The organism is Mesorhizobium sp. LNHC209A00 (assembly GCF_000502915.1).
Lineage (GTDB): Bacteria > Pseudomonadota > Alphaproteobacteria > Rhizobiales > Rhizobiaceae > Mesorhizobium.
On sequence record NZ_AYWT01000001.1, the window covers coordinates 51625 to 69851 of the forward strand.

An 18227-nucleotide genomic window follows, 5' to 3' on the forward strand; every position below is an offset into this window, starting at 1 on the left:
TGCGAATGCTGGCGCCGCCCCTCATCCGTCACCTCGTGGCACCTTCTCCCCGTGAGTGAACGGGGAGAAGGAAGAGCAGGTGCCTACTTCTTGTTCTTCGCCAGCCAGTCCTGCTGTTCCTTGGTCAGGAAGGCAGCCCATTGGTCGGCGACCTCCTTGGCCGTCTTCTGGCCGAGCAGCACTTCCTGGAAGTTCTTGATCGCGACCTGGTCGACGAAATTGCCGAGGTTTTCCAGATGCGTCGGCGGCGTCACCATTTCATATTTGGAGCCGTCGCTGAGTTCCGTGAACCAGCCCTTGAACTGCTCGGTCTTGAAATGGGGATCCTGGTCCGCACCCTTGTGGATCGGCACGACGCCGACTTCCTTGGCCCATTCCAGATTGTCCTTCGGCGACAGAAGCGTCGCCATCAGCTTCCAGGCGTCGTCCTTGTGCTGCGAGTTGGCGAACATCGCCCAGCCGGCATAGCCGAGCGTCGGATAGGACTTTCCGCTTGGTCCGACCGGCAGCGGCGCCACGGCGAAGTCGTCGGCGCTCATCTTGTCGGCGATGCCGAGAAGCGCGTCCGGATCCTGATTGAGCATGGCGCAAGTGCCGGAGTAGAAGCCGGTGACGGTTTCGTTGAAGCCCCAGCTCACTGCATCCTTCGGCGCCAGACCATTCTTGTACATGTCGGCCAGCATCTGCAGGCCCTTGACCGAGCCCTCTTCATTGATGGTCGAGGTACCGTCCTCGTTGAAATAGCCGCCCTTGCCCTGAGCGATGTTCATGAACATGTGCATGCCGTTGAAGGCGCCCGGCCCGCCGCGCAGGCAGTAGCCGTATTTTCCGGGAATGGCCGAGATCTTCTTGGAATCGGCGACAAACTCGTCGAGTGTCGCCGGCGGGCCGTCGAGACCAGCCTCCTTGAACAGCTTCTTGTTCCAGAACAGCGCGTTCACATAGTAGCCATACGGAATCATAAACTGGGTGTTGTTGACCGTCGAGCCGAACTGTTTGGCGCGGTCGCCGAGCGTCTTGGCGTCGTCCCATTTGGCCATATAGGGGCCGAGATCCTCGAGCTGGGCATTGTTGGCGTAGAGCCCCATCCAGCGTTCCGGCATCTCGACCACATCGGGCGTATCGCCGGCCTGCACCATGGTCAGGAATTTCTCGAAAGCCTGGCCCCAGGGCAGCGAGACCAATTCGACCTTGACGCCTGGATTGGCCGCCTCGAACTCGGCGATCTGTTTCTTGAGGAATTCGGTGCGCGGCGGGCTGGTGATAACCTCGACCATTTTCAGGGTTGAATCGGCGAGCGCGCCACCGGCGGAAATCGCCAGCCCCGCGACGGTGGCAAGCATGACGGTCAGTTTTTTCATGTTCAAGACTCCCATTTTGAACCCGCTATTTTCTGGCTTTTTCGAAGGCCTGGGCGACATCCGCCCAGAGATCCTCGACACTTTCCAATCCGACATTGAAGCGGATGGTTCGGGGGCTGACGCCGAAGCGCGCCATCGAATTCAGTCCCGGCGTCTGCTCCAGCGACGCCTTGGCCGGTACGACCAGGCTCTCATGCCCACCCCAGCTGACGCCGATGCGGAAATATTTCAGCGCGTCGACGAACACGGGAATGTCGATGTCCTCGGTAACCTCGAACGAGAACAATCCGCCATAGCCGGCAAGCGTCGCCTTGCCCGGATGGTTCGAATAGGCGGGATGGTTGACCCGCTCGACATTGCCATGCGCCTTCAGCCGCTCGGCGATGGCAAGCCCGCTCTTCATATGGTGGGGCAGACGCAGCGGCAGCGTGCGCAGGCCGCGCAGCAAAAGCCAGGCCTCGAACGGCGACAGCTTGCCGCCGAGATAGGAATAGGTCTGCTCGTTGATATGCTTGATGTGCGCTGCCGAGCCGGCCACCACGCCGGCAACGGTGTCGCTGTGGCCGCCGAGATATTTCGAGGCCGAGTGCAGCACGAGGTCAACGCCATGCGAGATCGGCTTCTGGAACACCGGGGTCGCCCAGGAATTGTCGATGGTGGTGACGATGCCCTGCTCTTTTGCCAGCCGGGTCAGATGCGGCAGGTCCTGGAGCTCGAACACCATCGAGGTCGGGCTTTCCAGATAGAGCAGCTTGGCGCCGGGCAATGCCGAGGCAACCGCATCCGGGTCGGAGCCGTCGACATAATCGACCTTGATGTTGAGCCGCGGCAGGAGCCGCTCGAACAGCCGGTAGGCATCGCCATAGCAGTTGCGTACCGCAACGATGCGCTCGCCCGCGCCGACGAAGGCAAGCACGGTGGCGCTGATCGCCGCCATACCGCTGGAGAAGCCGCGTGCGGCCTCGGCGCCCTCGAGCGCGGCGACTCGGGCCTCGAACTCCATGACCGTCGGATTGTCGCCGCGTGAATAGATCGGCTGCTTTCGTTTGCCGGCAAAAGTATCGGCCATTTCCGCATAATTGGCGAAGGTGAACAACGAGGTCTGGTAGATCGGAGGCACGACGGCACCGCCGGGAAACGGTTCGTCATGCGCCAAAAGCGTCGCCGCCTCGGCGAGATAATCGTGGTCGAAGCCGTCTGGATGCCCGTTCATTTCAGGTCCGAAAGTTTGAGTTTGGCCGCACCGCGCTTCAGATCGTCCTCGACGGTGGCGATGAGCTTGAGCGCCTCGTCGCGGGCTCCCCGCGGATCACGCGCGGCGATACGTTCGTAGATGGTGCGGTGATAGGGAAAGCTGGCATGGCCGAAATCGCGCACACCGAGCGGATGCTCCCAGAAGCGATGGAACAGTTCGTGCATGGCGGCGATGATCTGTTCGAACAGCGGATTGCCGGAAACCCGGTAGATCGCCTGGTGGAATTCCCAGTCCTCTTCCGATGACATGCCGTCGAGGGTGCGAAACGCCTGCTCCATTATATCGAGCTTGCCTTCGATCTCGGCAATGTCGGCCGGGCTTGCCCGCTCGGCGCACAGTGCCGCTGCTTCCGCCTCCAGCGCGCGGCGGATTTCCAGCGTCTGCATCAGGCTGGTGAAGTCATTGCCGCCCGCCAGCGTCAACGGCAAATGCAGCATGTCGGGCGAGACGGCCGCCTTGAGAAACGTGCCGCTGCCTTGCCGGCGTTCGACCAGACCCAGTCCTTCCCACCGCGTCAGCGCCTCGCGCACCGTGTTGCGGCTCACCTTGAGCCGCTCGGCCAGGATGCGCTCGGTCGGCAGTCGCTCGCCAGGCCGCAAGGCCTCGGCGCGGACGAAGCTCACCAATGCCTTCAGCACGGCGTCGTCACGGGCCGTCGTCTGAATGGGTGGCAGACTGTTCTGGTCCACATTTCCTCCAAGTGGTCCAATGGTCCAACCAATTTCTGCACAGACGGCGCCTCCTGTCAATTGCTTGTCAGGAGGCGCCCGGCCTTCAGCCCATGGAAGGTGACGCGCTGCGTTCGGAAGGGCGCCCGGCTCCGGCAGTCGGTCCGAACCATCTGGTCAGCGCATCGGCCAATCCCTGTTCATTCTCAACGCCAACCCAAGCCACGTATCCATCGGGCCGAATCAAGACCGCGTCGGGTGCGCCGACCGTTCCGAGTAGGGGAAGCTCCCAGGCACCGGCATACAAAGCGTCGATCTGCCGGACCCGGCCGGCCCAAGGCACAATATTCAACCTGCCTGGCTCACCGAAATTGAGGAGCAGCGGCCGCGCGTCGTGGAGCAACGTGAACAGTCGCAACGGCCCGTTGGCGGTGGAGAGATCGAGGTCGGGTATTCGTCGCCCAAGCAGCCCGTGCCCTTCCCCGAGATCGTAGTGGACACCCAGCCCAGACATCTCCGCGGCGATCCGTTTGCGTGGCCCATCCATGGCGAGCAGTTCGGCGAATGTGTCGCTTAAGGCCTTGGTGCGAGCATCCATCCGACGAAGCGCGACCTGCGCCATCGCGTTGCGCAGCACGCGGGCGGCGACCGGATGGCGTTCGGCCTGGTAGCTGTCGAGCAGGCTTTCCGGCGATATTCGCTTTACCACCTGGGCCAGCTTCCATCCCAGGTTCACCGCGTCCTGCACGCCGATATTGAGACCCTGTCCGCCCATTGGGGGATGGATATGGGCGGCCTCACCGGCTAGCAGCACACGTCTGTCGCGGTAAGCGGCAGCCTGCCGCGTCATGTCGGTGAACCGGGAAATCCAGGTCGGACTGTGGACCCCGTAGTCGGTGCCGTAGACGCCGGCAAGCGCCTCGCTGAGATCGCGCAGTGTCGGTTCGCCACCAATGGTCAGGTGTTGCTCGGTCAGCACGACACCCACCCGGCCACCTTCCTCAATCTTGCCGATCGCATGGATGCCATGGGCGTCACTGCGAAAGCCCAATGCCGGTTCCTCCGCCATCTCGACCTCGGCGATCATCCAGCTCATCGTCGGATCCCATCCTTCGAACGCGATCCCCGCGGCCTTGCGGATCATGCTGCGTCCTCCGTCGCAGCCGACGAGATACTGCGTCCGCAACCGCTGGCCGCCGGACAGATCGATGTCGACGCCACCATCATCCTGTGCGAAGCCCGTGACGTCTTGCCCGCGACAAATCGGCACTCCGAACTCGCTGATCCACTCGGCCAATATCCGCTCGATGTGGTTTTGCCGCAGCGCCAGCAGATAGTTGTGCCGCGTGGGAAAGTCGCTGATGTCCAACCGGGTCATGTGGAAGCCCACCGACGGCGATGTCTGTCCCTGCGAGAGGAAGCGGTCGGCAATTCCGCGCTGGTCGAGCACCTCGATGGTGCGGGCGTGCAGGCCACCCGCGCGCAAACCGATGAGTTCCTGGTTTGGCCGCCGCTCGACAATGGCCACATCGACGCCCGCCAATGCGAGTTCGCCAGCCAGCATCAACCCGGTCGGACCGCCTCCGGCGATCACCACCGCATGATCCCCACGCACTCGGCCTCCTGGCAACAATTCCGTCATTTCGCCACTCCCGTTTCCGTTAACTCAGGTCGTGGTTCTACGGGAACAGGCGGGTCTTGCCGCAAGCCCCTTGCGCGCCATATGTATGAATGGAGGGGATGGCTCTCCTTCCCCCTATGCATATGGCTGTGAAAGGTCGCGGCGTTGCCAAGCGATAGCGGGCGAAGGTGCGACCTTTTCAATCCAGAAAGCGGGACCCTGCCGCAAAAAAGCCCCGGCACTTCCGGGGCTTGATGCCGATTCCTGATGTCATATCGGATGAAGGGGGCCGGTCGGCGTTTGGCAGCGGTACGAGGAGGCCACTATGTGCCAGCGCCGGCCGGCCGACCCCACGGACCCAGGAGATGCGGCGGACCTGAGCATCATGGGGTATTCGAGGATCGAGCCGGCTGTCTACCTCGTGCCGGCTTCTTCTTGGACTTCACATTTGCGCAAGAGCTTATGAAAATCAACAGTTTCTTAACCAAGGCTCGTGAATCGCTTGGATTAAGGTAAATGGGTAACCCTGTTGGGGTTGACCGGATAATCGGGCCCGGACCGTCAGGCTGCCTTGGCAACGACGCGGTTGCGGCCGCCGCTCTTGGCTTCGTAGAGCGCGAGATCGGCGCGCTTCATCAGCGCCGCAACCGTATCCACGCCCTTCAGCACCGATGACACGCCAACGCTGACGGTGACCTCGATCGTCTTGCCCTCGGCTCCGATGGCGAACGGCATCTGGGCGATTTCGGCACGAATGCGTTCGGCCACCCTCTCGGCCACTGCGCCGTCCGTATCGGGCATCACCACCACGAACTCCTCGCCGCCGAACCGGCAGGCAAGGTCGATACCCCGGACGTTTTTGCGCAGCCGCCGCGCGAATTCGCGCAGCACCTCGTCGCCGCCGTCATGCCCATGCGCATCATTGATGGACTTGAAGCGGTCGAGATCGGTGATCATCACCGACAGGGGCCGTCGCCGCGCCACGGCGCGGTCGAACAGCGTCTGCAAATGGCTGTCTAGATAGCGGCGATTGTGCAGCCCGGTCAGGCCGTCGGTCACGGCCATTTCGATGGTCTGGGTGATGCTGGCGCGCAATTGGTCATTGTAGCGCTTGCGGCGCACCTGGGTGCGCAGTCGCGCCGTCAGTTCCTGCTGGTCGATCGGCCGCATCAGATAATCGTTGATGCCCAGTTCGAGCCCTCGGATGATGCGCTCCTCCTCGCCCTCCTCCGCCAGCAGGATGATCGGCACGAAACGGGTGCGGTCGAGGGAGCGCAGTTGCGAGCAGAGCCTGAGCGGGTCGAAATCAGCGAAGGCCGTCGAGATCATCACGCATTCATAGGGCGTCTCCGCGGCCTGGAAGAATCCGGCATGCGGATCGCCGGTGACGTCGAGGTCGGCTCGGTCGCGCAGCATCTTCTGGAGGCGCTCGACCGACGATTTGCGCTCGTCGATCAAAAGTACCTTCGGCGTCGTGTCCTCGGACGCGAAATTGCGGCTCAAAAGTTCTTCGATGCCGATGTTGCGCGTGGTCGAGGCGCGCAGCCGAAGCTCGTCGGTCAGTGACTTCAGTCGCACCAAGCTCTTGACGCGCGTCATCAGCTGCAAGTCGTTGACCGGCTTGGTCAGGAAATCGTCGGCGCCGGCCTCGAGCCCGCGCACGCGGTCGGTGACTTGGTCGAGCGCGGTGATCATCACCACCGGAATGTGCGACGTCGCCGGATCGCTCTTCAATCGCCGGCAGACCTCGAACCCGTCCATGTCGGGCATCATTACGTCGAGCAGCACGACATCGACCTTGCCGTTCTCGCAGGTCTCGATCGCATCGGACCCATTGGTGGCGGTCAGAACCTCGAAATACTCGGCCAGCAGCCGGACTTCCAGCAGCCTCACATTGGCAGGGATGTCGTCGACGACGAGGATCCGTGCAGTCATTTCACAACGCTCCGGCTCGGCTGGAAGGGTACATCAGGCATCGCCCAGATAAGATTTGATGGTTTCGATGAAACGCGGCACCGAGATCGGCTTCGAAATATACGCCTCGCAGCCGCCTTGGCGGATGCGTTCCTCATCGCCCTTCATCGCAAAGGCAGTCACCGCAATCACCGGGATGACGTGAAGATCGTCGTCCTCTTTCAGCCATTTGGTCACCTCCAGTCCCGACACTTCGGGCAGTTGGATGTCCATCAGGATGAGGTCCGGCCGGTGCTGGCGCGCCAGATCGAGCGCCTCCAGACCGTTTCGGGTGCGCACCGTCTCGTAACCGCTTGCTTCGATGAGGTCCCGAAAGAGCTTCATATTGAGCTCATTGTCCTCGACGATCATGACCTTCTTAGGCATCGACATCCCGTCCCGACCGTCCTCCGCCGGAGGTGGCCGTCATGCGCTCTTTCCTTGAACGCACCAAACCCTGCTTCACTATACGGCAATATCATTGACGAAACGGAAACCCGAAGCCTGCAAAGCAGCATGAATTCCGCCTCGCCTCCCTGCGCGTCCAAAGGGCGCGCCCTACGCTAATGGCTTGCCGCAAGCAATTCTTGCCATTACTGCGGGAGAGACTCATTCCACACACCGAAGGTAGTGATGGCAAACGCAGCGTCAATGCGCGAGGAGGCGGAAACCATTGCCGTGAAGGCACTGGGCTTCGTTGCCGCCGATCCGGAGCTTTTACCGCGCTTTCTGGCGATCACGGGAATAGAGGCGCATTCGATCCGCCGGGCGGCCGGCGAGCCGGGTTTCCTGGCCGGCGTCCTGCAGTTCATTCTCGCCCACGAGCCGACCTTGATGCGCTTCGCCGAGGAAACCGGCACGCCACCAGCGGCTGTCGGCAAGGCGTTGCGCGCCTTGCCGCTTGGCGATGACAATCACGAGTATTCCACATGAGCGATGATCCCGAAACCGCGCGCCAGATCGAGGAACTGGCGGCTGACGACCGACCACTGCTGGTGCTCGACGTCGATGACGTGGTGCTCGAATTCATCCGGCCTTTCCCGCATTTTCTCAAGGCGCGCGGCTATGGCCTGACGCTGGCTTCCTTCCGGCTGACCGGCAACATTGCCGAGACAGCGAGCGGCCGCCTGATCGAACAACCCGAAGTCACCGCACTCCTGGGCGATTTCTTCGACGCGCAAGCCGATTGGCAAAGCATCACCGATGGCGCCGCGGAAGCCCTGACGGGGCTCGGAGACCGCGCGGAAATTATATTGCTGACAGCCATGCCGCACCGGCATCGTGCCGTGCGACGCGCCCATCTCGATGCACTGGGGCTAGCCTATCCGCTGCTGACCACCGAGATGGCCAAGGGACCGGCGGTAGCCAAACTGCGCGGCAAGAGCGGCAGGCCGGTGGTCTTCGTCGACGATCAGCCGGCCAATCTGGCGTCGGTGCGTGACTCGGTCGCCGACGCAAATCTTTTCCATCTGATGGCCGACAATTCGCTGCGCAGATTCCTGCCATCGGTCCCGGACGATGTCATCGTCGTCCAGGATTGGCACGAAGCCGCGCCTAAGATCGCTGGCGCGCTGGGGTTCTAATCCAGGCGTTTTGGTGCGATCCCGGACAGAAAAACGGTTCGCACTGTTCCGGAATTGCTCGAGGGCAGAACACTCAAGGATTGAGCTTCGCCCCCGCCCCGCCGTCAGCGCCGCCGCCATTATCGCTGCCGCCATTATCGCTACCGCCATTGTGTCCGCCGCTCTCATCGTCCGAGCCGTCACCGCCGTCGACGCCATCGTCCACCGCAGGGTCGGCGGGCTTCAGCATGACACCGTTGACAGTGACCGAGCCGTCGGCCTTGGTGTTGATAGCCCATTCCAGCTTGCCGTCCGGCAGCGTCTTGGCAAAACCCTTCGCCATGAGAGCGACAGGCACATACTGCCCGACCTCAGGCTCCGCCTTCGCCGCTTCCTGCAGATGCTCCATGATCTTGTCGAAGCCGGCGACATCGACAGTGAGATTTGCGTCGGGTTTCTGGCCGAAGCTTGTCATCTCACCTTCCAGTGCGATCTCCATGTCCTTGTTCTTCACGATACTGTGGCCGATGACGACCTTCGGCGTCTTGGCGAGGAAGTCGGCTTTGAGCTGGTCGCCGAACTCGGCCGGCAGCGGCGGATCCTGGTTGAGATCAAAGGCTTCGATGGCCTTCTTCGCCATGCTGTCGAGATCGATGTTGGCGCCACCGAAATTCAGGTCGATATCGGTGGGCAGCAATGCCACGCTCCAACTCGGCAAAAGCTGCTGCGGCACGGTCAACCCCGAAGCCTTGATGCCATAGCTGACCTTACCGTTCTGGGCGACGCCGTCGGAACCGAACGCTATGCCGAACTGGGTTGCTCCGAACGTGCCGATCGGGCTGTCGACCCCGAAGTCCTTGAAGCCATAGGTTCCGTCGACACGCTCCCACACCGGAAGCGCTGCAAGCAGAAGCGACTTGAGCCGCGCCTGGTTTGCCTTCAGCGTCTTCTCGTCCTCGTTGGCCACGGCAAACGCCAGAAGATCGAGCAGAGGCTTGGTCTGCACGCCCTTGCCGCTGGCCTCCACGGAAAATTCCGGCGACTTCACGGTGACGGGAAAATTCAGCCCGCTCTCGGGATCGTTGAATTTTATCGCTTCGACGAAGTTCGAAATCTTTTGCGACGTCGTGAAATCGACGCCGCCATTGGTCGCCTTGGTCGCGGAAAGCGTCACGGAGCCGGCGCCGGCGGTCACATCCATCTTTTGCTTGGCATCCTGCGACGACATCGTCATCCCGGCCATCGAACTCGTGGCGTTGGTGAAGGCCGCCAGCTTGGGGTCGTAGACGCCGTTGCCCTTGCCGTCCTTGATCGAGAACTGCGTGCTCTGCTTTCCCTGAGGGCCGTTGAATTCAAAGGAGGCGCTCTGCGAAAAATCCATCGAGACATCCCAAGACCCGTCGCTGCGCGGCTTGACCAGCAGGGCGTAGGGCGCAAAGTCGAATTTCACCAGCTTCTGGTCGGGAAAGCTGCTGGCCAGCGCCTTGAAATCAAATTCGATCTTGTAGGCGTCCCCTTCTGTCGAAACCTTCAGGATCCCCTTGTCGAGCGCCTGTTTGCCGACATAGCGCGACAGATCATCGGACAATTGCTTGGCGCCCTGACTGTCGACGGACTGGCCGAAAGCAGGCGCGCTCAGCAGGAGCGCGGTAAAGGCAATAGGCAGCATACGGTTCACGGGAATTCTCCGTTCGCTCGAAAGGCAAAAATGGTTTCGTATCTCTGGTAGGGAAATACCATCGCGACTGCAAGCCGATGACAGTCAGGCAATCGGCTTCAACACCAGCCGCATCAGCGGCCGACCGGCCTTGCGCTCCACAAGCCTTTCGAACCCGGCTGTCTCGAACACCCCCGATGACCCGACAAACAGGCCGATCGAACGCGAATCGCGGGACAGGTCGATCGGGCAGGCCTCGACGAGCCGCGCCCCGTTCCTGCGGGCGAACTCGATGCCACTTTCGACGAGGCGGTGCGTGATGCCCCTGCCGCGCGCCTTGGCGCGGATGAAAAAGCACGAGATCGCCCAAACGGCCGGATCGGACGCGTCGGTGGGATCGATCGGCGCCGAGCCCCTACCCTTGTTGTTCCATTCGGGCACGTCGGCGCGTGGCCCGATCTGCATCCAGCCGACCGCCTTGCCGTCCTCGAAAGCCAGCAGGCCGGGCGGCGGGCCGGCTTCGATGCGCGCCTTGATGTGATCCTTGTTGCGTTCACGGCTGCTCTCGCGCCGCGCGGCCGGTGCCAGCCGGAAATGCGTACACCAGCAGCCGTAGCAGGCGCCCTGCTTGCCGAAAAGGTCCTCGAATTCAGGCCAGAGCTCCGGCGCCAGCGGCACTACGGTCGTGCTCATGCGTTCTCCCCAGGCCAGGCTTGTCGCTGGCCTTGCGCTGTCGTACCATTGGTTCTGTTCTCTTTATGTTCGCAGCGATGGCGGCCCCTGTCAACAATCCCGACCACGGTTTTTGTCGTGACTGCCTGACCTTTCAGCGCAGTGAAACGGGCCGTTGCGAACGCTGCGGCAGCCCTCGTCTTGCCCGCCATCCCGAGCTTTACCGGCTGCACCTTGCCCATATCGATTGCGACGCCTTCTACGCGGCCATCGAAAAGCGCGACAACCCTGCGCTCAAGGACAAGCCGCTGATCATCGGCGGCGGCAAGCGCGGGGTCGTCTCCACCGCCTGCTACATCGCTCGCATCCGCGGCGTGCGCTCCGCCATGCCGATGTTCAAGGCGCTCGAGGCCTGCCCGGAGGCCGTCGTGATCACGCCCAACATGGAAAAGTACGTGGCCGTCGGCCGCGAGGTACGCGCCATGATGCAGGCGTTGACACCGCTGGTCGAGCCGCTGTCGATCGATGAGGCCTTCCTCGATCTTGCCGGCACCGAGCGCCTGCACGGACTGCCACCGGCCGTGGTGCTGGCGCGCTTTTCGCTGGCGGTGGAGAAGGAGATCGGCATCACCGTTTCATCAGGCCTGTCCTATTGCAAATTCCTCGCCAAGATAGCGTCCGATTTCCGCAAACCGCGCGGCTTTTCCGTTATCGGCGAGGCGGAGGCGGTCGGCTTTCTGGCCACGCAGCCGGTGACCATGATCTGGGGCGTCGGCAAGGCGTTCAACGCCACGCTGGAACAGGATGGCATCCGCACCATCGGCCAGCTCCAGAAGATGGAGCGTGGCGACCTGATGCGCCGCTATGGGGTGATGGGCGAACGACTCTACCGGCTTTCGCGCGGTGAGGATGTCCGCCGCGTCGACCCCGACCAGGACGCCAAGAGCGTATCGGCCGAAACCACTTTCGACACCGATATCGCCTCACTGGACGAGCTTGTCTCGGTGCTGAGGGGCCTTTCGGAAAAAGTCTCGGCGAGGCTGAAGAAATCAGGTATCGCCGGGCGCACCGTGGTGCTGAAGCTGAAGACCCAGGATTTCAGGCTGCGCACGCGCAACCGTCAGCTCGGCGACCCGACCCGGCTCGCCGACCGCATCTTTTCGACCGGCGTGGAACTTCTTCGCAAGGAGACCGACGGAACGAAATTCCGATTGCTCGGCATCGGCGTCAGCGACCTCTCCGACGACGACAAGGCCGATCCGCCGGATTTGGTCGATCTGCAGTCGCGCAAGCGCGCCATGGCCGAAGGTGCCATCGATGCGCTACGCGACAAGTTCGGCCGCAAGGCGGTGCAAACCGGCTACACCTTCGGCAAGGGCCGCGACGCCCATCCGCCGGAGCCGCTGGAAGATTGAACCCGATCAGCTGCGTCGAAGATCGATGCGGCTGGTCACCACGCTCTTACCGGTCTTGGGATCGCGGTCGACCACGGTCAAGACAATGCCGTCCGCACCGTTTTTCTGCACGGTAAGCTGCGCGGCGCGGTCGCCATTGACCTCCTTGGCCCAGCGGATGGCAAGGTTTATCGCATTGCCGGAACGGCTTCCGTTCAACTGCGCCGGTCCGGTGCGCGATCCCACATAGACACCGCTGTATTTGGCGCCGCTGGTCTTCAGGCGAGCACTGATGGCGCGTGTCACCAGGATCAGGCCGCGGCAATTGCCGTCGAGGGACAGCGAAGACGATGTCGCATTCGATTTGAACGTACAGGAAACGCTGACCGTTGGCGCCTGCGTCGTCACCTGAACGGTTCCCTTGCCGGCGAAATTGCCCTTGAATGATTGGAGAAATTTGCTCTCGTCCGCATGCGCGGCAGTGGCCGCGACGGCCAGGCACCCGGCAAGCACAAACCGCGTGAGTAATGTCATCGAAGGTCTCCTTGTGACGGGTGGAACGGCGATCGGTGATGCTCAGGCGGACATCGCGACTCAACGCGGCTTGCCATGTCAGGTTCCGCCCGCGACAGGGCCGTTTTGCAACGTCGCGTCGATATCCCTGGCCCAGTCAAATGCGGCGGCTAGTGGTTGCGGCAAAAACCCCGGCTTGCGAGATAACTGACATGGCACCTACCCCCTCGATCCCCAAGGCCGCTTTCTGGATGGCGCTGTCGATCGCCTCGTTCCTGGCGATGTCGGTCGCCGGGCGCGCCACGACCGCCGAGCTCAACGTCTTCCAGGTGCTGGAACTGCGTTCGGTCATCGGGCTCTTCATTCTGCTGCCGCTGGTGATGATGAGCGGCGGCTTCGCAGCGATGCGCACGCAGCGTCCCACCGCTCATATCGCCAGAAACGTCATCCACTATACCGGGCAGGCGGCATGGCTCTACGCATTGACCTTGATTCCGTTGGCCGTGCTGATTTCGATCGAATTCACCACACCGATCTGGACGGCGATCCTGGCGGCGACCTTTCTTGGTGAAAGGCTGTCCCGGCCAAAGCTTGCCGCGATCGTGCTGGGCCTGATCGGGGTGGTGATCATCGTTCGCCCCGGTGTGGGCTCGATCGATCCTGGCCATCTCATCGTACTCGGCGCCGCGGTTTGCTTCGGGATCTCGGTGGTCCTGGTCAAGTCGCTGACGCGGACGGACAGCGTCGTGCGCATCATCTTCTGGATGCTGATCATCCAGTCCGTGGTCGGCCTCGTTCCAGCCCTTTACGAGTGGCGCAACCCGCCGCTGGAACTGTGGCCATGGATCGTGCTGATTGCCTTCACCGGCATGTCGTCGCATTTCTGCATGGCCCGTGCGCTTGGCTATGCCGACGCCACCGTCATTTCGCCGATGGATTTCCTGCGTGTACCGTTGTCGGCGCTCATCGGCTGGCTGCTTTACAGCGAGCAGATCGACGCCTTCACCGCTGGCGGTGCATTGCTGATCCTGACGGGCAATCTGCTCAACTTGCAGCGCAAGGCAGTCAAGCCGGCAGAGGTCGCGGCGTCGTAGCGTTGCCGGTCAGTTCCCTTCGTCTGGAATGTTGAGCACGTGTCCGCACGCCTTGCAGTGTACTGCGTCCGGCTCATGACGCTGCAACCCGCATTGCGGGCAGGGAAAGAACACCTTGGCCGGCCGAAAGATCGCCTGCGCCAGCCTCACGAACAGCGATATGCCGATGATCATGGTGACGATCGCCGTCAGCTTGCCGGCTATGCCCGGCAGCACGATGTCGCCGAAGCCTGTGGTCGTCACGGTCGCGACGGTGAAGTAAAGCGCGTCGATGTAGTTTTCCAGTCCGGCTCCGTCGCGAAAAAAGAACGTGTAGACGAAGCCCGTGATGACAAAGAGAAAGGTCAAAAGGCTGATGACCGCTTGGCTTGCCTGGCGCCAGGGCCGCAGACCGCGCATCTCGAAATGCCGCCAGATCGAACCGCTGCGCGACAGCGACCATAGCCGCAGGATGCGCAGAAAGCCGAGGCTCGCGAGAGCCGTCGGCATCAGCAGCGTCAGAAGGATGAAGGCATCCACCCATAGGGTCGGCTGCTTCATCAGGCGCTGCATGTCGTTGGAGGCGAGCAGCCTGGCAATCAGATCGAAGGCGACGAGAGCCGCCACGGCATAGTCCAGCCACAAAAACGAGGCCGACTGCTGGATGACCGGGGTGGCGATGAAAAAGCCGATGATGGCGAGGTCGATGATGACAGCCACCAGTTGAAACCGGAACGCGGCCGGCGAGCGTCCGTGATAGAGCCTGCGCAGCCTGTCGCGTAATCGCGCCGTCGCGGAAAGGTCCTGCGATGGGCGCCTCTCCTTGGCCTTCATGCTGGCATGAGCAGCCGGTGCTGGCCCGCGGATAGCCGCCTGTCAAGCGCGCGGATCACACCAGTTCCACTTCAATCACGCCCGGCACGGCGCGCATCGCCGAGGCGATCTGTGGCGAGACGCGATAGCCGCCTTGCAGAGCGATCTCGACCTCGCCCTGCGCCTCTTCCTTGATCACGATGATGCTCACCTGGCTTTCACCGCGCTGTGTGAGCTGGGATTGGATCATCGAGGCAGGTCCATCGTTCCTGACGAAAATGCGCAGCGCCTTCTGGATGCGGCTTGCCTCGTCTTCCAGCGATTGCACCGAGTTGATGCGCAGGTTGACGCCCTCGGGCCTGTCCTCCGCCGCGACGGTGATGACAACCGAGCGGCCGGCCTCGAGGAGGTCACGGTACTGCGCCAGCCCTTCCGAAAACAGCACCGCCTCGTACTGGCCGGAGGTGTCGGAAAAGGCCACCACGCCCATCTTGTTGCCGGTGCGCGTCTTGCGCTCCTGCTTGCTGGTAACAGTGCCGGCAAGCCGGCCGGCGGAAGCGCCGCGCTTGACGGCGGCGGAGAACTCCGCCCAGTTCTGCACCCGCATCTTCTGCAGCGCCGCCTTGTACTCGTCGAGCGGATGCGCCGAGAGATAGAAGCCGACGACCTGGAATTCACGGTGCAGCCGGTCGGCGGCGAGCCACGTATCGGTCGCCGGCAGATTGAGCGCCTGGGACTGTGCGCCGAGCGAGGCGCCGAAGATGTCGGCCTGACCCGAAACGGCGTTCTGCTGGGCGAGCGACGCCAGCCCCATCATCCGTTCGACGCCAGCCAACATCTGGGCGCGGTCGTGGCCGAAGCAGTCGAGCGCGCCGGCCATTATCAGGCTTTCGAAAACCCGTTTGCCGACGATCTTCGGGTCGACCCTTTCACAGAAATCGGCCAGGCTCTTGAACGGCTTTTCGCCGCGAACGGCGACGATGTGCTCCACCGCGGCATCGCCGACGCCCTTCAGCGCCGCCATCGAATAATAGATCCGGTTCTCGCCGACCTCGAAGGCACGGAAACTCGTCATCACCGACGGCGCCAGGACTTCGATGCCGAGGCGCAGCGCATCCTGGCGGAAGTCGGCGAGCTTGTCGGTGTTGCCCATGTCTAGCGTCATCGACGCCGCCAGGAACTCGACCGGATAATGCGCCTTCAGATAGGCGGTCTGGTAGGAGACGACGGCGTAAGCGGCCGCGTGAGACTTGTTGAAACCGTAGTCGGCGAACTTTGCCAGCAGGTCGAAAATGAAGTCGGCTTGCGGCTTTGCGACGCCGCGCTCGACCGCGCCGGAGACAAAGCGTTCGCGCTGCTTGTCCATCTCGGCGCGGATTTTCTTGCCCATGGCGCGGCGCAGAAGGTCGGCTTCGCCAAGCGAATAGCCTGACAGCTCCTGCGCGATCTGCATCACCTGTTCCTGGTAGACGATGACGCCTTGCGTCTCCTTCACGAGATGATCGATCTTGGGATGGATCGAGGCCATCTCCTCCTCGCCATGCTTTCTGGCGTTGTAGGTCGGGATGTTCTCCATCGGTCCCGGCCGGTAGAGGGCAACCAGCGCGATGATGTCCTCGATGCAGTCGGGCCGCATGCCGATCAGCGCCTTGCGCATGCCGGCACTTTCCACCTGGAACACGCCAACCACCTCGCCGCGCGACAGCATTGCGTAGGTCTCGGGATCGTCGAGCGGGATGGTCGCCAGATCGATATCGATGCCGCGCCGGCGGATCAACTTGACGGCCGTCTCCAGCACCGTCAGCGTCTTCAGGCCGAGGAAGTCGAACTTCACCAACCCTGCCTGCTCGACATATTTCATGTTGAACTGGGTGACAGGCATGTCCGAACGCGGATCGCGGTACATCGGCACCAGTTCCGACAAAGGTCTGTCGCCGATGACGATGCCGGCGGCGTGCGTCGAGGCGTGGCGGTAGAGGCCCTCCAGCTTCTGCGCCATGTCGAGCAGCGTCTGGACGATCGGCTCCTTCTCGGCCTCCTCGGCAAAGCGCGGCTCGTTGGCGATGGCATCGGCGAGCTTGACCGGATTGGCCGGATTCTGCGGCACCATTTTCGAGAGTTTGTCGACCTGGCCATAGGGCATCTGCAGCACACGGCCGACGTCGCGCAGCACGGCGCGCGCCTGCAGCGTACCGAAAGTGATGATCTGGCCGACCTGGTCGCGGCCGTATTTCTGCTGGACGTAGCGGATCACCTCTTCCCGGCGGTCCTGGCAGAAATCGATGTCGAAATCGGGCATCGACACGCGGTCCGGATTGAGGAAGCGTTCGAACAGCAGCGAGAAACGCAGCGGATCGATGTCGGTGATGGTGGTCGAATAGGCAACCAGCGAACCAGCGCCCGAACCACGCCCCGGGCCGACCGGAATGCCTTGCGCCTTGGCCCATTTGATGAAATCGGCAACGATCAGGAAGTAGCCGGGGAATTTCATCTTTTCGATGATGCCAAGCTCGAATTCGAGCCTCTCACGATACTGCTCGACCGTGTAGCCCGGCGTCGGTCCGTGCAGGGCGAGCCGCGCATCGAGCCCCTCGCGCGCCTGACGGGCCAGTTCCTCGGCCTCGGCCTTTTCGGCGGCGTCCTTGTCGGAGGCATCTCCGCCCGTGAAACGCGGCAGGATCGGACTGCGGGTTTTTGGATAGTAGGAGCAGCGCAGCGCGATCTCGACAGTGTTGTCGATGGCTTCAGGCAGGTCGGCGAACAATTTCGCCATATCGGCCTGACTGCGCAGGAAATTGTCCGGCGACAGCCGGCGGCGGGTGTCGACGGCGACAACCGACCCCTCGGCGATGGCGATCAACGCATCATGCGCCTCATACTCGTCGCGCGATGAGAAGAAAGCTTCGTTGGTGGCAACCAGCGGCAATTCATGGGCATAGGCGAGATCGATCGAGGATCTCTCGATCATCCGGTCGTAGCCCGAAACCCGGTCCAGTTCGACATAGAGGCGGTCGCCAAACATCGCCTTGAGCGTGAGCAGGCGCACTTCGGCAAGATCGCGGCGATCTTCCTTCAGGGCCATGCCGATCGGGCCGCGCGGCCCGCCACTAAGACAAATCAGGCCGTCACATTGGCCGTCCATCATTTCGGTGGTCAGGTGCACCGCTTCGCCGGGCGGTGTTTCGAGATAAACGCGGCTGACCAGTCTGACGAGGTTGGAATAGCCGGTTTCCGTGGCCGCGATCAGCACGACCGGCCGCATATCGGGACCTTGCCGACGGCGGTCACGCTGGCCGTCGCTGTTTTCGCCGGAAAAGGCGAGTGCGATCTGGCAGCCGATGATCGGCTGGATGCCGTCCTTCACCGCCTTCTGGGCGAACTCCAAGGCGCCAAACAAATTGTTGGTGTCGGTCACCGCGATCGCTGGCGCTTCGTCCTTGATGGCATGGCCTACAATCTTGCCGAGTTGCAGAGCGCCTTCCAGCAGCGAATAGGCCGAGTGCACGCGAAGATGGACGAACGGCCGCGCCGGCGCCTCCGGCCGCGCGGCCGCGATCGCGGCCTCGCGCTTCAGGGGATCGCGTGGAAGTCTCTCATCCGCCATGGTTTCTCGCGCTGTCCGTAAGGCTTGAGTCGATGGAGATGTATTGTCCGGGACCGGACGATGCCAGTCCAGCACAAACGA

The 18227-nt window shown here is 62.4% G+C and carries 15 protein-coding genes; 4 read left to right on the plus strand and 11 right to left on the minus strand.

The features are described 5' to 3' along the window. Positions 1-83: 83 nt before the first annotated feature. The 6 genes from X739_RS165465 to X739_RS165440 form a co-directional block, all read right to left on the minus strand. A complete protein-coding gene (locus X739_RS165465; protein WP_023770059.1) occupies positions 84-1361 on the minus strand; it encodes a sugar ABC transporter substrate-binding protein in 1278 nt (425 codons plus the stop codon). A gap of 25 nt (positions 1362-1386) precedes the next feature. Further along, on the minus strand, positions 1387-2574 hold the full coding sequence (locus X739_RS165460; protein WP_023770058.1) for a PLP-dependent transferase: 1188 nt from the start codon (positions 2572-2574) through the stop codon (positions 1387-1389). Beyond that, on the minus strand, positions 2571-3305 hold the full coding sequence (locus X739_RS165455) for a FadR/GntR family transcriptional regulator (protein ID WP_023770057.1): 735 nt from the start codon (positions 3303-3305) through the stop codon (positions 2571-2573). The genes X739_RS165460 and X739_RS165455 overlap by 4 nt, the downstream gene beginning before the upstream one ends. 85 nt (positions 3306-3390) lie before the next feature. Next, entirely contained in the window at positions 3391-4926 is a 1536-nt protein-coding gene (locus X739_RS165450; protein WP_031247619.1) for an FAD-dependent monooxygenase, read from the minus strand. Positions 4927-5466: 540 nt separating this feature from the next. Beyond that, complete coding sequence (locus X739_RS165445) at positions 5467-6840, minus strand: PleD family two-component system response regulator (RefSeq protein WP_023770055.1); 1374 nt, start codon at positions 6838-6840, stop codon at positions 5467-5469. Positions 6841-6873: 33 nt separating this feature from the next. Next, on the minus strand, positions 6874-7245 hold the full coding sequence (locus X739_RS165440) for a response regulator (RefSeq protein ID WP_006334976.1): 372 nt from the start codon (positions 7243-7245) through the stop codon (positions 6874-6876). A gap of 246 nt (positions 7246-7491) precedes the next feature. Between X739_RS165440 and X739_RS165435 the strand changes: the two genes are divergently transcribed. Then, a complete protein-coding gene (locus tag X739_RS165435; RefSeq protein ID WP_023770054.1) occupies positions 7492-7791 on the plus strand; it encodes a DUF3572 domain-containing protein in 300 nt (99 codons plus the stop codon). Continuing rightward, positions 7788-8441, plus strand: a complete 654-nt coding sequence (locus tag X739_RS165430) for a hypothetical protein (protein ID WP_023770053.1) — start codon at positions 7788-7790, stop codon at positions 8439-8441. Before X739_RS165435 ends, X739_RS165430 begins: the two co-directional genes overlap by 4 nt. A 73-nt stretch (positions 8442-8514) precedes the next feature. On the opposite strand, the gene X739_RS165425 is transcribed toward X739_RS165430, so the two are convergent. Both X739_RS165425 and X739_RS165420 read right to left on the minus strand, forming a co-directional pair. Next, positions 8515-10089, minus strand: a complete 1575-nt coding sequence (locus X739_RS165425) for a hypothetical protein (RefSeq protein ID WP_245273773.1) — start codon at positions 10087-10089, stop codon at positions 8515-8517. 93 nt (positions 10090-10182) lie between these two features. Beyond that, positions 10183-10770, minus strand: a complete 588-nt coding sequence (locus X739_RS165420; RefSeq protein ID WP_023770051.1) for a GNAT family N-acetyltransferase — start codon at positions 10768-10770, stop codon at positions 10183-10185. Positions 10771-10835: 65 nt separating this feature from the next. Here X739_RS165420 and X739_RS165415 point away from each other — a divergent pair, with 65 nt between their 5' ends. Further along, positions 10836-12164, plus strand: a complete 1329-nt coding sequence (locus X739_RS165415; protein ID WP_023770050.1) for a DNA polymerase IV — start codon at positions 10836-10838, stop codon at positions 12162-12164. Positions 12165-12170: 6 nt separating this feature from the next. On the opposite strand, the gene X739_RS165410 is transcribed toward X739_RS165415, so the two are convergent. Then, positions 12171-12677: a hypothetical protein gene (locus X739_RS165410; protein ID WP_015317615.1), complete on the minus strand. Its 507-nt coding sequence runs from the start codon at positions 12675-12677 to the stop codon at positions 12171-12173. A 191-nt stretch (positions 12678-12868) separates the two neighbouring features. Here X739_RS165410 and X739_RS165405 point away from each other — a divergent pair, with 191 nt between their 5' ends. Then, a complete protein-coding gene (locus X739_RS165405) occupies positions 12869-13750 on the plus strand; it encodes a DMT family transporter (protein WP_023783237.1) in 882 nt (293 codons plus the stop codon). 9 nt (positions 13751-13759) lie between these two features. On the opposite strand, the gene X739_RS165400 is transcribed toward X739_RS165405, so the two are convergent. Further along, entirely contained in the window at positions 13760-14563 is an 804-nt protein-coding gene (locus X739_RS165400; RefSeq protein ID WP_023791426.1) for an ion channel, read from the minus strand. 55 nt (positions 14564-14618) lie between these two features. Next, a complete protein-coding gene (gene dnaE, locus X739_RS165395) occupies positions 14619-18146 on the minus strand; it encodes a DNA polymerase III subunit alpha (protein WP_023791430.1) in 3528 nt (1175 codons plus the stop codon). Positions 18147-18227 lie beyond the last annotated feature (81 nt).